The sequence below is a fragment of the Flavobacterium phragmitis genome (assembly GCF_900112575.1).
Taxonomy (GTDB): domain Bacteria; phylum Bacteroidota; class Bacteroidia; order Flavobacteriales; family Flavobacteriaceae; genus Flavobacterium; species Flavobacterium phragmitis.
The window spans coordinates 1-13,883 of the sequence record NZ_FOMH01000012.1; the positions used below are offsets into that span (position 1 = coordinate 1).

At 34.5% G+C, this 13,883-nt stretch carries 10 protein-coding genes; 3 read left to right on the forward strand and 7 right to left on the reverse strand.

The features are described from left to right. Positions 1–213 precede the first annotated feature (213 nt). The 5 genes from BM289_RS19925 to BM289_RS19945 are packed head-to-tail and all read right to left on the reverse strand — an operon-like array spanning position 214 to position 6,782. Complete coding sequence (locus tag BM289_RS19925; RefSeq protein WP_091496795.1) at positions 214–807, reverse strand: chemotaxis protein CheB; 594 nt, start codon at positions 805–807, stop codon at positions 214–216. Beyond that, a complete protein-coding gene (locus BM289_RS19930) occupies positions 786–1,598 on the reverse strand; it encodes a CheR family methyltransferase (protein WP_091496797.1) in 813 nt (270 codons plus the stop codon). Before BM289_RS19930 ends, BM289_RS19925 begins: the two co-directional genes overlap by 22 nt. Before the next feature lie 8 nt (positions 1,599–1,606). Next, complete coding sequence (locus BM289_RS19935) at positions 1,607–1,972, reverse strand: response regulator (RefSeq protein ID WP_091496799.1); 366 nt, start codon at positions 1,970–1,972, stop codon at positions 1,607–1,609. A gap of 14 nt (positions 1,973–1,986) precedes the next feature. Beyond that, positions 1,987–5,550, reverse strand: coding sequence for a response regulator (locus BM289_RS19940; RefSeq protein ID WP_091496801.1), 3,564 nt, complete (start codon positions 5,548–5,550; stop codon positions 1,987–1,989). 11 nt (positions 5,551–5,561) lie between these two features. After that, entirely contained in the window at positions 5,562–6,782 is a 1,221-nt protein-coding gene (locus BM289_RS19945) for a hybrid sensor histidine kinase/response regulator (RefSeq protein WP_091496803.1), read from the reverse strand. A gap of 369 nt (positions 6,783–7,151) precedes the next feature. Here BM289_RS19945 and BM289_RS19950 point away from each other — a divergent pair, with 369 nt between their 5' ends. Both BM289_RS19950 and BM289_RS19955 read left to right on the forward strand, forming a co-directional pair. Continuing rightward, on the forward strand, positions 7,152–8,000 hold the full coding sequence (locus BM289_RS19950) for an SDR family oxidoreductase (protein ID WP_091496805.1): 849 nt from the start codon (positions 7,152–7,154) through the stop codon (positions 7,998–8,000). A gap of 363 nt (positions 8,001–8,363) precedes the next feature. Beyond that, positions 8,364–8,624 (forward strand): SemiSWEET family sugar transporter, encoded by a 261-nt coding sequence (locus BM289_RS19955; RefSeq protein WP_091496807.1) that lies wholly within the window; start codon positions 8,364–8,366, stop codon positions 8,622–8,624. A 337-nt stretch (positions 8,625–8,961) separates the two neighbouring features. Here the strand turns inward: BM289_RS19955 and BM289_RS19965 are convergent, their stop codons facing one another. After that, positions 8,962–9,786, reverse strand: coding sequence for a hypothetical protein (locus tag BM289_RS19965; RefSeq protein ID WP_091496811.1), 825 nt, complete (start codon positions 9,784–9,786; stop codon positions 8,962–8,964). Positions 9,787–10,141: 355 nt separating this feature from the next. Continuing rightward, positions 10,142–10,483: a hypothetical protein gene (locus BM289_RS19970; protein ID WP_091496813.1), complete on the reverse strand. Its 342-nt coding sequence runs from the start codon at positions 10,481–10,483 to the stop codon at positions 10,142–10,144. A 198-nt stretch (positions 10,484–10,681) separates the two neighbouring features. On the opposite strand from BM289_RS19970, the gene BM289_RS19975 reads away from it, so the two are divergent. After that, positions 10,682–13,882, forward strand: coding sequence for a PAS domain S-box protein (locus BM289_RS19975; RefSeq protein ID WP_167365472.1), 3,201 nt, complete (start codon positions 10,682–10,684; stop codon positions 13,880–13,882). Position 13,883 lies beyond the last annotated feature (1 nt).

A 13,883-nucleotide genomic window follows, 5' to 3' on the forward strand; every position in this document is an offset into this window, starting at 1 on the left:
TCTCTATGTGTTCAAATCTAGATTTGTTCTCTTCTCTTTTTACAGATTTAAAAAAGTCTATGTTTCTATGTGTTTAAAAAGTTTAGCCACTGATTGTAAAAAGATTCAAAAAAATCTGCTAAATCTGCGGGAGAAAAAGTAAGCCACGAATTTCACAAATTTCCACAAATTATAATTCGAAAAAATTGGTGCAATCTGTGGCAAAAAAAAAACTTAAACCGTTTCCTTATTAATTGCAGTAATAAACTCCAGAATTTCCTCCGTAGTCAAAACGTAATCCGGAGTGCTATGCAGAATAGCGTTATTCGGCATAAAAGGCATATCTGCAGAAAGCGGATTCTGTACGACCGTGATTCCGCCTTCGGCCTGAATGGCTCTTAATCCGACAGTTCCGTCAGAATTTGAGCCTGAAAGTAATATTCCGACTAAAGTTGATTTGTATATTTCTGAAGCCGATTCAAAAGAAACATCTATGCTTGGTCTGCTGTAATTTATTTTTTCTGAAGTATCCAACGAAAGCGTTTCTTCTTTTTCAAATAATAAATGATAGTTGGAAGGCGCTATATAAATGAACCCCTTTTTTAAGGCCACTTTATCTTCAACTTCTTTTACCTTAACTTTCGTTTTTAAATCGATTAAAGCTTCAAGAGTTTGTTCGTCCGAATGTTTACGATGTACTACGATTACTATGGCAAAAGAAATAGGGTTTTCTATAAAAGGCAAAATCTGTAATAATGCCTGTAAACTTCCTGCCGAACCGCCTATTATAACTACTTTACAATTTGTTATTCTTTTATTTTCCTCCATATTTTCTCTTTATCAAATTGTTTGTATTTGGTTGGAGATATAGAATATTTTATAGTTTCTTTTGTTCCAAGTGCTAAAAATCCCAGCACCGCCAGACTGTCATCAAAAAGATTAACCACTCTTTTCTGCAGATTATTATCAAAATAAATTAAAACGTTACGGCATAAAATCAGATCGAATTCATTAAAAGAAGTATCTGAAACTAAATTATGCTGTGAGAAAACCATCTTTTCTGAAAGGTCTTCATTGAACTTCGCAAATCCGTAATTGGCGATATAATAATCCGAGAAATCCTCTTGTCCGCCTGAATCACGGTAATTATCGGCATAATCTTTTATCATTCTCAGCGGAAAAATACCGCTCTTCGCTGTTTCTAAAACCGATGCATTTATGTCAGTCGCATATAAAATAGATTTATGCAGTAAACCGGCTTCTTTCAGCATAATGGCCATCGAATAGACTTCTTCGCCTGTAGAACAGCCTGCATGCCATATTCTGATGAAAGGTTTGGTTCCCAATAAAGGAAGTACTTCCTTTCGAAGTGTCATATAAAAAGACGGATCACGGAACATTTCTGTCACATTCACCGTTATTTCGTCAATCATTCTTTTGCAATACTCTTCGTCTGTACGCACTTTTGATAAAAACTCATGAAAATGCGTAAATCCGTCTAAATAAAAAACCCGGTTGACACGTCTTTTCAGTGAAGCCCTCGAATAACTTCCGAAATCGAAACCATAATATTCGTAAACTTCATTTATAAGAGTTTCTAATTCAATATCTTCAATCATAATTCATTCTAAATTTCACCCAATATCTGCAATAATTTATCCACATCTACGGGTTTTGAGATGTATGCATCTGCCCCAGCCTCTAAACATTTTTCCTTATCTCCTGCCATTGCCTGCGCCGTTACCGCTACGACCAAGGTAGATTCCTGAGACGGAATGGCTTTTATTAACGGAATAGCTTCGTAGCCATCCATTTCTGGCATCATCATATCTAATAAAACAGCATCGATCAAACTGTCGTTTTTCAATATTTTTAAAGCCTCTTCGGCACTTAGACACGACAAACAGTCAAACGATTTTGCTTTTAAGGTATTCACCAAAGCAAAAATATTTCTGGAATCGTCATCTACAATCAATACTCTTTTCTTTCCCATTAGCACTTTAAAAATTAGATTTTATCATACAACCAAACACGCAGTAACGATAACAGCTGATCTACATCGACAGGTTTTGTGATATAATCTGAAGCTCCCGCTCTAATGCACTTTTCACGATCCCCCGTCATCGCTTTAGCTGTTACGGCAATTACGGCTAAGTTAAGAAATTTCGGATTACTTCTTATCTTTTCTGCTGTTTCATAACCATCCATATTGGGCATCATCATATCCAACAATACCACGTCTGTGTCTGGATTTTCATCTAAAATTTTAATCGCTTCTTTTCCGTCAAAAGCTGTAATGACATTCATTTTAAAAGCTTCCAAAGCTTTAGAAAGCGAATAAATATTACGAACATCATCATCTACAATTAATACTTTCTTTTCGAATAAAACATTGTTTAATGAATTCAGTTTCTTGTGACTTTCTTTTTTCTTGCCTTCTTTCTTTTCTTCCACCAAGTGAAGGAAAAGCGAAACTTCATCAAGCATTCTTTGGTAAGAATGTGCCGTTTTTACAATGATGGAATCGGCATATTTTCTAATTTTTAATTCTTCTTTAATCGATAAACTTTTTCCGGTAAATACAATTACAGGAAGGTTCTCTAAGCCCGGACTTTTCTTCACTCCGTCCAGAATTTCATACGCTTGCTGATCCGGAATTCCCATATCCAGGATTACGCAGTCTACATCTTGTTTGTTTAAAACGGTTAATCCTTCGGAAACATCGCTTTTAATTTCAGAATTGATATTATACGTTTCTAAGTAATACGCCAGTGCTTTTGCATGTTTCGGGTTATCTTCAATAATTAAAACCTTTTGAGATTCTTTATTGATGATATGTTCAATACGCATAAAAACTTCCGGAATCTTATCAAAAGCAACCGGTTTGTCTAAGAAATCTACCGCTCCTTTTAATAAACTTTCCTGTTTCAGTTTGTGCGAAGACATAATATGAACCGAAATATGTTTGGTCTGAGAATGATTTTTTAATTCTTCCAAAACTTCCCAACCGCTCTTAATTGGAAGTTCGATATCCAATAAAATTCCGATTGGTTTGTAGATTAAGGCAAAATTCAATGCATAATCTCCTCTTACCGCGACAACCGCTTTATAGCCTTTTTTCTGAGTGAAAGCCAAAAGTGATTTAGCAAAGCTAATGTCGTCTTCTACAATCAGAATAACCTTGTCACCTTCTACGATAGAATCCCTGTCATCTTCTATTTCTTCAGGTACAACCTGACTGATGTATTTTGGTCTTTTATCATTTGTTTCGTCCGTTTCCTCTATGACTTCAGCATCTTCAATTCTGTTAACTGAAACCCTGTTTATCGCAAATCCTAAAACCGGAAGACATAAAGTAAACGTACTTCCTTCATTTACTTTACTATTTAAAACAATTTCTCCTCTCAGCAATTTAGCCAGTTCACGGCTGATTGACAATCCTAAACCAGTTCCTCCGTATTTGCGTTTGGTCGAACCATCAGCTTGCTGGAAGGCTTCGAAAATTAAAGGTTGTTTCTCCGGCGGAATTCCGATTCCTGTATCTTTTACAATGAAGCAGATAATTTTATCGTCGTCTGTATCTACTTTTATTTCTAGAGAAACGGTTCCTTTTTCTGTAAATTTAATTGCATTCGAAATCAGGTTTTTCAGAATCTGTTCCAAACGCATTTTATCTGTTTTAATGACAATTGGCGCTTCCTTGGTAATAATTTCAAACTTGATTCCTTTTTCTTTGGCTACAATAAAGAATAAGTTATACAGACTGTCCGTGATTTCTTTGGTGGAAACATCTAAGAATTCTAAATCCATTTTACCGGCTTCAATCTTAGATAAATCCAGAATTTCGTCAATTAAACCTAATAAACTTGTTCCCGAACTCTGAATTACTTTGGCAAATTCAATTTCCTCGTTGTTCATGTTTTTATTATTGTTTTCTGCCAATAATCGGCTCAACAATAAAATGGAATTCAATGGAGTTCTTAATTCGTGCGACATATTCGCCAAAAACTCTGATTTGTAACGCGTAGTCAATTCCAACGCTTCGGATTTTTTCTGTATTTCGGTATTTTTTTCTTCTAAAAGAACACTTCTTTCGGATAATTCTTCGTTGGTTTGTTCCAATTCTTCCTGCTGTACGCGAAGTTCTTCTTCAGAAGCTTGCAATTTTTCGGTTTGTGCTTCCAATTCTGCATTGATGGCTTCTAGCTCGCTGTGCTGAACCTGAAGTTCTTCTGCCTGAGATTTGGTTTCTTCAAGCAATTCCATTACTTTTTTACGGTTTTGAGTTGCTTTTAAAGCAATACCGATATTATTGGCAACCAAATTCAAAAACTCTAATTGCAACATAGAGAAACCATAAATACTGGCCAATTCGACTGCACCTTCTACTTTGAAATCCATTAGCGGAAGCGCCACAATATGAGTGGGTTTGATTTCGCCTAAAGCGTAATTAATCTGAATATCATCTGGCGATAAAGTTTTTAATTCCAGCATTTTTCCGGAAACAATCGCTTGGCCAATAAGTCCTTCACCTTTTTTAATTCTTTCGCGGTTTTTACTCGGAATATAACTATAGCCTCCTGAAATTGCCATTTCTTCACCATCCAATACATACAAAACTCCCGCACTGCTATTCGTATATTGGCATAAAAATTCGATAACATCTTTGGATAATTTCTGAATCGTTTTTTCGCCCAGCATTTTATCATTTAAAGTAGCAACTCCCGTCTGAAGCCATTCTTTTTGAGATAATAAATCGAAAGAACTTTTAAGCGAATCTTTCATATCGTGAATAGAGGTTCCAAGCGAACCTAAAGTATCGGCTTTCCTGTCATCTATCTGAACATCATAATTCCCTTTTGAAATTTGAGTTGCGATTCCTGCAATAACTTCTAATCTTTCGGCAATTTCTTTATCTTTTTTCTCCAATTCATGCTGCAAAGCAGTTCTTTCATTGTAATCTTTCAAAATTCGAATTAGGAAAACAATAGATATTATAAAAGCAATAAAGAAAGCGACAACAATCAAAACCAAACTGTAAGTTCCGTAACGTTCTGAATTTGAATTGCGTTCTTCCAGAAGTTTTTGCTCTGTATTTTCGACCTTTCTGATGATTGCTCTCATCTCATTCATCATATTTCGGCCTTCATTCAGGTCAAAAATCAGTGTTTGTTTGTTTAAACGCTTTTTTACGATTTGATTATTTAGGTATTTAAAGAAACCGGAGCGCTTAGCGCGTAAGTCATCTAAAAGTTTTTTTTGAGAAGGATTATCGACAGTAAGTTCATCCAGCTTATCAAAATAACTATTAGATTTATTTTCGGCATCGTTAAAACGATCTACAAATTGTTCATCACCAGTAAGCAAGTAACCGCGCATGCTGGTCTGGGCTTCTGTAATAATCGATGAACCTTCATTTAAGTTGTAAATTACATCCTGAGTATGATTTACCCAAAAATTACTGTTTAGTAAGCTTTTAATACTAATAAAAGAAGCAACAGAACTAATAGTGAGTACAAGTAGTGAAACTAGGGAACTAATTAGTAAATTTCTTTTAAAATTACCATTCATATATTTCTAAATTATTTTGATTTGTATTTCAATGGAAGCACAATAATAAAGCTTGCGCCTTTTCCTACTTCACTTTTAGCTGTTATTAATCCGTTATGTTTTTCTATAATTTTCTTGGCGATTGCGAGTCCTATTCCGGTTCCTTCGTAAGTCTGGCGGTCGTTTAGGCTTTGAAAGATAATAAAAATTCTGTCTAAATAAATTTCGTCAAAACCAATTCCATTATCTTTTACCACAATTCTGCAAAAACTACCCTCCGGCGACGTGGGACTATCAAATGATTTTTCTACGATAATTTCAGAAGTGATTTCGATTTCCGGTTTTTGGTCTATTCCTGAAAATTTCAGTGCATTTCCAATCAAATTCTGGAAAACCTGACGCATCTGACTCGGAATACTATCCACAGTCGGAAGTTCGTTGGTTTTGATTGTCGCATTTTTGTTTTCTATCAGATAATCAAAATCAGATAAAACTTCCTGTAAGACTTCATTCAAATCTGTTTTTTCCGGTTTTACCTGAGCCGAAAGTCTGGAATACGCCAAAAGATCGGTAATTAAAGTCTGCATTCTTTCCGCCGATTTTATCGTTCGATTGACATAATCGACTGCTTTGTCATCGGTTTTTAAATACAGATCTTTTATAATTTTAATGAAAATCTGAATTTTACGAATCGGTTCGTTCAAATCGTGCGAAACCACCCATGAAAATTGCTGTAATTCATGATTTCGAAGTTCCAGTTCTTCGTTTTTCTGAACCAGTTCTTTGGTTCTCTCTGCAATTTTAATTTCAAGATTGTCCTGTGCTTCTTTTCTAATTTTGATTTCTTTAGAAAGAAGGTCTTTCATAACCTTAAGTTCGTTTTGCTGTTCGTAGATTTTGATAAAAGTTTTTACTTTTAAAATCAGCAAATCGGTATCGACTGGTTTGGTAATGTATTCAACAGCCCCTGTTTCATACCCTTTAAAAATATATTTCTTCTCGGTATTAAGAGCCGAAAGAAATATAACAGGAATATCTTTGGTACGCTGATTTCCGGAAAGGATTTTAACGACTTCAAAACCGTCAAGTCCTGGCATCTGAACGTCCATTATAATCAGGCAATAATCTGTTTTTAGAATTTTCTTTAAAGCTTCTTCTCCAGATTCAGCACTATCGACATCGATATTATGCAGTTCTAATGTTTTCTTTAAGGCAATAATATTGGCCCGTATATCGTCTACAATTAATACCATGCCCTTTTAAAACTAAATCTGTTGTGAATCAAAACTCTTGAATTTAAATTATTATAAAAATTTTCTTATTTTTTTATGGAATTACATAAGTAGTTCTTAAAAATGATGTGGAAATTCTCAAATGTATAAAAAAAATAACGGGCAGGTTTTTTATCTAAATCATAAATAGTTACAAAATTCCCACTTTTGATGTCTTTCTTGGGCTGAACAATGGTTCTGTAAAGCATTAGAAATTCGTGTTATTTTAACATTTTTTTAAAAACAAAGGTTTTTCATACAAAATCATTTATTGAGGCAAACAAAATTTCTTTTAAGGCAAGGCAAATTGTTGTTCTGAACTAAATTTAAAATGCATTAAAAGAAAAAATCATGACGAAGACAAAAAAATTCCCCGAACAAAAACAAAATCTTCCCGGCAACGAACATATGATGAAACCGGAACCGGAAATCATTCGAGAAAACTATGTCGGAAGTGGAAAATTACTCGGAAAAACAGCTTTTATAACCGGTGGCGACAGTGGCATTGGAAGAAGTGTTGCCGTACATTTTGCCAGAGAAGGTGCCAATATTGCGATTGTTTATCTGAAAGAAGACAAAGATGCCCGCGAAACAAAAGAGTTGATTGAAAAAGAAGGACAGCAATGTCTTTTGATAAGTGGTGATCTAAAGGATGAAAAGTTCTGTAAATCGGCGATTAAAAAATGCCATACCACTTTTAAAAATATCAATATTGTTGTAAACAACGCAGCAGTGCAATTTCCTGAAAAGGAACTAGAAAATATTACAACAGCTAATCTTCATAAGACTTTTGAAACGAATATCTATCCGTATTTTTATATTACGAAAGCGGTACTTCCCTTTTTAAATGAAGGCGATACGATTATCAATACTACTTCTGTAACTGCCTTTCGCGGAAGCGAACATCTAGCCGATTATGCTAGTACAAAAGGTGCGATTGTCAGTTTTACAAGGTCGCTCTCGACAATGCTGGCAAAACGAAAAATACGGGTAAACGGTGTTGCGCCTGGACCAATCTGGACACCGCTTATCGTATCGACTTTTGATAAATTATCAGATTTCGGAAAAGATAATCCGATGGAAAGAGCCGGACAGCCGTCTGAAGTTGCGCCTGCATATGTGTTTCTGGCGTGCGAAGACAGTAGTTATATTACGGGGCAGTTTATTCATATTAATGGCGGTGAATTGGTTGGTGCGTAGTTTTTTTAACCGCAATCCCGATAGTTATCGGGAGCAAAGATTTACGCAAGGATCGCAGAGTTTTTTAACCTCGCCAAGTCGCTAAGTTTTGTTTCACGCAGATTTGGCAGATTTTAGCAGATTTTTTATCATCTGAGTCTTCATGAAAAGTACAGTTTTTCCACAATCTTGTCATCCTGAGGAACGAAGGATCACACGCGAGAATCGATAAAAATTGTCCGCTATACTTTGTGGAGTTTCTTGTGTGATCCTTCGTTCCTCAGGATGACAAAAATACGGGCAACGAATGAAAAAATCTCAGAGCAATAGAACCTCAGCATCTTAGCAACTTAGCATCTCAGAACCTTAGACCCTTAGAAAAAAATGAATTACATAGACATCATTGGACTTTTTGCAGGAGCTTGTATCACCATCTCCACGATTCCGCAGATTTTAAAAGTTTGGAAAACCAAAAAAGTAAAAGAGATTTCCCTTAAAATGTTTTCAATACTAACTTTCGGAATTGCGATATGGATTATTTATGGCATTTTGAAAAGCGACTGGCCAATCATTATCACTAATGGAATTTCGCTTTGTTTGAATCTTATTATGGTATATTTTATTCTTCATTATGAAAAAGAGTAGTATTATAGAACATAAAATATCTCAAGCAGATATAGCAGATCTAGCAGATTTTCTATTGATTTATAAATATAATACTTTACTACCAAAACCTTCTAAAAAAGAAAAGCTCATACACAATCTTGTCCTCCTGAGGAACGAAGGAACACATGCGAGATTCGACAAAGATTGTCTGCCATACTTTGCGGAGTTCCTTGTGTGATCCTTCGTTCCTCAGGAGGACAAAAAATACACACAACAAATAGAAAAAACTTAGAATCTCAGTACCTCAGAATCTTAGAATCTTAAAGAAAAAAAACTGCTCGTATGAGCAGTTTTTTTGAAGTATATGTCAGGCTTTTTAGCTAGCTAATTTCTGGTTGTACGGTTTTAATTCCAATTGATATTTTTGCTTGAGTGTTCGCGACTGTAAACTTCTACGGATCATCTGCAAGGGCATTGTTACAGTCGAAACACTTAAAGTCGAAAGTTTTTTGATTTCGTTTATTTGTTTAGAAGCAAAATTTAAAATCGGATTAAAGGTGCTTAAATAGTTATAACTGTGTTGTGCTATCTCCAATTCCAGTACTTCTCTCAATATATTTCTCATCATCAAATAACGAACTGTTCCTTTCTTTGGAATTGCTTTTAATTCCTCGAACTTCTGTTCTATTTTATGATTTTCGTTTCCAATGTAAATGTAATTACCAGATTCATTTGTAAATATTTTTTTCACTTGAGAAACAAAATCGGTTTCTTGATTATTTACCATAGTAGGCATTCCAATTAGTGAAAACTGAATGTGTTTGTGACTGTTAAAATACAATACACTATTGATGGATGAAGAATTACTCATAATTCCCGACTGGTTTTTCTTTAAACCTTTCACATCGCCATTTGCGCCGAAACTATGGTTTAGATTTCCTTTTTCACAATACACAAAGAATACTGGTGTTAACGGATTAGATTCAATACTTAAACTAACATCTTCATTAAAGGTAAAATCAAAATTGAGATAGGTCATTTCTTTCTCAAAACGAACACCGGAAATACTTCCTTTTGCCCATTTGGATTTAAAAGTCAATTTATATTCGTTGGCGGAAATCGTTAATTTACCGTCAAAACTATCTTTAAAGTTATTAAAAACAGCATCAAATCCTCCAGTATTTATGTAAAGTTTCTTCATTATAAGGTTTTTGGTTGAACAACTGGTTAGTACTTATTTACGTACAAAAACTAACCTTGGTTTTTATCTTAATTTCTATACTTCAAATTTCGTTTATCTTGTCACTCAATTCCTTATACAATTTCGGACAGATATTTCATAATTATTATTTTGTGAGGTACAAAGGTTCAAAGTGACAGAGTGACAAAGATTTTACTTCTAAGTGCTTTATGCATAAAGAAACTCCGCCAACTAAATAAACCTTTGCCTCTTTGTAACTTTGCCACTCTATAACTCAAAAAAAAGCAGCTGCCTCAAATAAATTTGAAACAACTGCTCATCAGCAAAATAAAAATATCAATCTATTTTTACCTATCTATGTAAGTTCGTTTATGTCGGCATTTTTAGAATAATTGGCTTTTGGAATATCCTTGAAAAATTCAGCTTCTTCTAAATCCGCTGTAGGACCATAACCTAATAAATGAGTTCCTTTTCTGTTATCTTTTGTTTCGATTACATATAAAATTGACATATCATCCGGATCGCTCATTCCTTCATAGCGCTGATGTGCTACAATAAAAATATCTTCGGGCTTGTAAGCAATTTTAGTTTCTGCATCGATTAATTGATCGTTTTCAAATAAGTAAGTAACAGTATATCCTTGGTCTTGATATGTTTTTATATAGTCGGTTTCGTGTTTTGAATATTCTCGTTTCATAATTTTTATTTTAATCTATTTATCAAATTTCCGTATTGAAACGCGATAAAATTAACTCTAACGATTTTAATCGTAGCTCATTCAAAAATCATAGAAAAACTCATTTTATTTTTTATTAATTTTAACCATGCCTTACTCTGAGTAAGATTTTTTTATACGAACTTTAGAATTATTACAAGACGACAAATACCCTTTTTAATGAATAATAATTATGATTTTTTGGCAAATGGAGGAGAAATGGGAGCACTTACCCGAGCCAAAGATTGGAGCAAAACACCCGTTGGACCAGCAGAATTTTGGCCTCAAAGTCTTCGTACTACTTTGGGGATTTTGTTAAATTCTAAATTTCCAATGTTTTTGTTTTGGGGGCCAGATCATATTTGTTTTTATAATGATGCTTATCGTCCAAGTCTTGGAAACGATGGCAAACATCCTGCAATACTCGGAGAAAAAGGAGCCGATTTCTGGCCTGAAATATGGGATTTTATTCAACCTTTAATCGATCAGGTTTTAACTCAAGGAGAAGCTACCTGGCACGAAGATCAATTACTTCCCATTTATAGAAACGGTAAAATGGAAGATGTTTACTGGACTTTCAGTTATAGCCCTGTAAATAATGAAGATGGAAAGACTTCTGGAGTTTTGGTCATCTGCAATGAAACTACAGATAAGGTTTTAACCAACCAAAAGCTCAAAGAAAGCAATGAACGTCACTTAAACAGCATTTTGCAGGCGCCCAACGCAATGTGCATTTTTAGAGGCCCTGATTATACTATTGAAATTGCCAATAAACTAATGCTCGAAATTTGGGAACGAAAGGAAAAAGAAGTACTCCATAAACCCGTTTTTGATGCTTTGCCTGAAGTTCGTGACCAAGGTTTAGAAGAAATTTTAAAAAATGTTTATACAACTGGAGAAACTTTTACAGCTCAGGAACTCCCTGTGAAATTGTACCGAAAAGGCAATATCCTTACTCATTTTATCAATGTAACTTATGAAGCCTTAAAGGAATCTAACGGCGAAATCTCTGGGATTCTGTCTATTGCCAATGATGTTACACTTCAGGTCAATGCACGAAATGCTGTTGAAGAAAGTGAAAAACGTTTTAGAAATACCGTAAAACAGCTGCCGCTTGGAATTGGAATTTTAAAGGGAGAAAATCTTGTTTTGGAAATGGCGAATGCGACTTACCTTCATATTATTGATAAAAATGAAAGTGATGTTATCGATAAACCTATTTTCGACTCGGTCCCCGAAGCAAAAGAAACTGTCTTTCCATTATTAAAGAACGTTTTTGAAACAGGAGTTCCTTATTATACGGATGAACTTCCTGTGACATTAAACCGTTATAATAGTGAAGAATTGGGTTATTTTAATCTGGTATTTTATCCATTGAAAGAAAGTGACATTATTACTGGAGTTATTGTCGTAGCTTATGAAGTAACTGAAGAAGTAAAAGGAAGACATCTTTTGACCGAAAGCGAAAAAGCCTTTCGAAATATTGTGATGGAATCTCCCATTGCAATGGCAATCTTTAGAGGGAAAAAACATATTATCGAAATGGCCAATAATACTATGATGTATACCATTTGGCAAAAAGAAGAAAAAGATGTTATTGGAAAACCTCTACTGGAAGTTTTTCCCGAACTGGCTAATCAAAAATATCCCGAATTATTAGACGAAGTTATCAATAATGGTAAAACCATTCGCGAAAACGAATCTATTGCTTATGTTGATATTAAAGGAAAACTAAAAAAATTCTATCTCGATTACGAATATACACCTCTATATGAAAAAAATGGGAAATCATCCGGAATTATGGTAACCGTTAATGATGTCACACCCAAAGTTAAAGCAAGAAAAAAACTGGAAACTGCCGAACAAAGATTGCGATTGGCTGCCGAAATTGGTGAAATTGCCATGTGGGATTTAGATCTCAAAACCAAAAAACTAATCTATAGCGATAATCTACTGGAACTTTTTGGTTTTGAAAAAGACAAAAAGTTGGTTCACCAAGATATTAGAAGCAGAATTCTTCCTGAAGATGAACCTATTATAGAGGAAGCTTTAGCAAAGGCTTTTAAAACGAGTATTTACAGATATGAAGCCCGTATTTTAAAATTAGACAATACCATCAGCTGGATAAAAGTACACGGAAAAGTGTTTTTTGATGAAAATAAAGAACCTGCCAAAATGATTGGAACTGTAATGGATATTACGGTCGAGAAAAACAATCAGCAGGTTTTGGAGAAAAGCGAAAAGAAATTCAGACTCCTTGCCGACTCTATTCCACAATTAATCTGGACAAGTGATTCACTGGGAAATTTGAATTATTTTAATGAAACTTTTTATACCTATTGCGGTTATTCCAAAAAAGAAATTGAAAAAGATGGCTGGCTTCAAGTTGTTCATCCAGATGACCGGGAAGAGAATATCAAACTTTGGATGGAGTCTGTCAAAACAGGGCATGATTTTTTATTTGTGCATCGTTTTAAACGTTACGATGGAGAATATCGATGGCAACTCAGCCGTGCGATTGCACAAACAGATGAATTAGGAAAAATCCTGATGTGGGTTGGAACCAGCACGGATATCGAAGAACAAAAAAACTTTACAAATCAGCTGGAAGAACAAATTATTGACCGAACTACACAACTTGAAATTCAAAATCGTGATTTAGTCAATATGAATATTGAATTGCAGTCTTTCGCCTATATCTCAAGTCATGATCTTCAGGAACCTTTAAGAAAAATACAAACTTTCGCCAGCCGATTAAACGAATTGGATGATCAGAATATTTCGGCGAATGCCAAAACCTATTTGTCTAGAATTGAAGCATCGGCAAGAAAAATGCAGACGCTTATACAAGACTTATTGACTTATTCCCGTGCAAATTCTGCCGATCGTGTTTTTACAACTGTAAATATAAATGACATTTTGGATGAAGTAATCAGCGATTTCTCAGAAAAAATTGAAGAAAAGAAAGCCAAAGTAGAATACCATGATTTGGGAGAAGCCGTATTGATTCAGTTTCAATTCAGACAACTATTACACAATTTAGTAGAAAATGCTTTAAAATTCTCTAGAAACGGTATTCCTCCAAGAGTGCAAATTTCAGTAACAGAAGTAAATGGAAGTGCTATCCCAAATGCCGAATTTAAAGATAAAATCTACCATCATCTGAAAGTTTCGGATAACGGAATTGGTTTTGATATGGAATACAAAGAAAAAATCTTTGAGGTATTTCAGCGTTTAAATACAGAAAGCGAATTTAAAGGTACAGGAATTGGTCTTGCAATTGTCAAGAAAATTGTTGAAAACCATAAAGGTTTCGTCACCGTTTCCAGCGAAAAAGACAAAGGATCAACTTTTAATATTTTTATCCCTGATTTATCGTAAA

What these genes read in the sequence shown, in the direction of transcription:
- BM289_RS19925 (WP_091496795.1), bottom strand. Translation starts at nt 807, where the DNA reads ATGGAGGAAAATAAAAGAATAACAAATTGTAAAGTAGTTATAATAGGC.
- BM289_RS19930 (WP_091496797.1), bottom strand. Translation starts at nt 1,598, where the DNA reads ATGATTGAAGATATTGAATTAGAAACTCTTATAAATGAAGTTTACGAA.
- BM289_RS19935 (WP_091496799.1), bottom strand. Translation starts at nt 1,972, where the DNA reads ATGGGAAAGAAAAGAGTATTGATTGTAGATGACGATTCCAGAAATATT.
- BM289_RS19940 (WP_091496801.1), bottom strand. Translation starts at nt 5,550, where the DNA reads ATGAATGGTAATTTTAAAAGAAATTTACTAATTAGTTCCCTAGTTTCA.
- BM289_RS19945 (WP_091496803.1), bottom strand. Translation starts at nt 6,782, where the DNA reads ATGGTATTAATTGTAGACGATATACGGGCCAATATTATTGCCTTAAAG.
- BM289_RS19950 (WP_091496805.1), top strand. Translation starts at nt 7,152, where the DNA reads ATGACGAAGACAAAAAAATTCCCCGAACAAAAACAAAATCTTCCCGGC.
- BM289_RS19955 (WP_091496807.1), top strand. Translation starts at nt 8,364, where the DNA reads ATGAATTACATAGACATCATTGGACTTTTTGCAGGAGCTTGTATCACC.
- BM289_RS19965 (WP_091496811.1), bottom strand. Translation starts at nt 9,786, where the DNA reads ATGAAGAAACTTTACATAAATACTGGAGGATTTGATGCTGTTTTTAAT.
- BM289_RS19970 (WP_091496813.1), bottom strand. Translation starts at nt 10,483, where the DNA reads ATGAAACGAGAATATTCAAAACACGAAACCGACTATATAAAAACATAT.
- BM289_RS19975 (WP_167365472.1), top strand. Translation starts at nt 10,682, where the DNA reads ATGAATAATAATTATGATTTTTTGGCAAATGGAGGAGAAATGGGAGCA.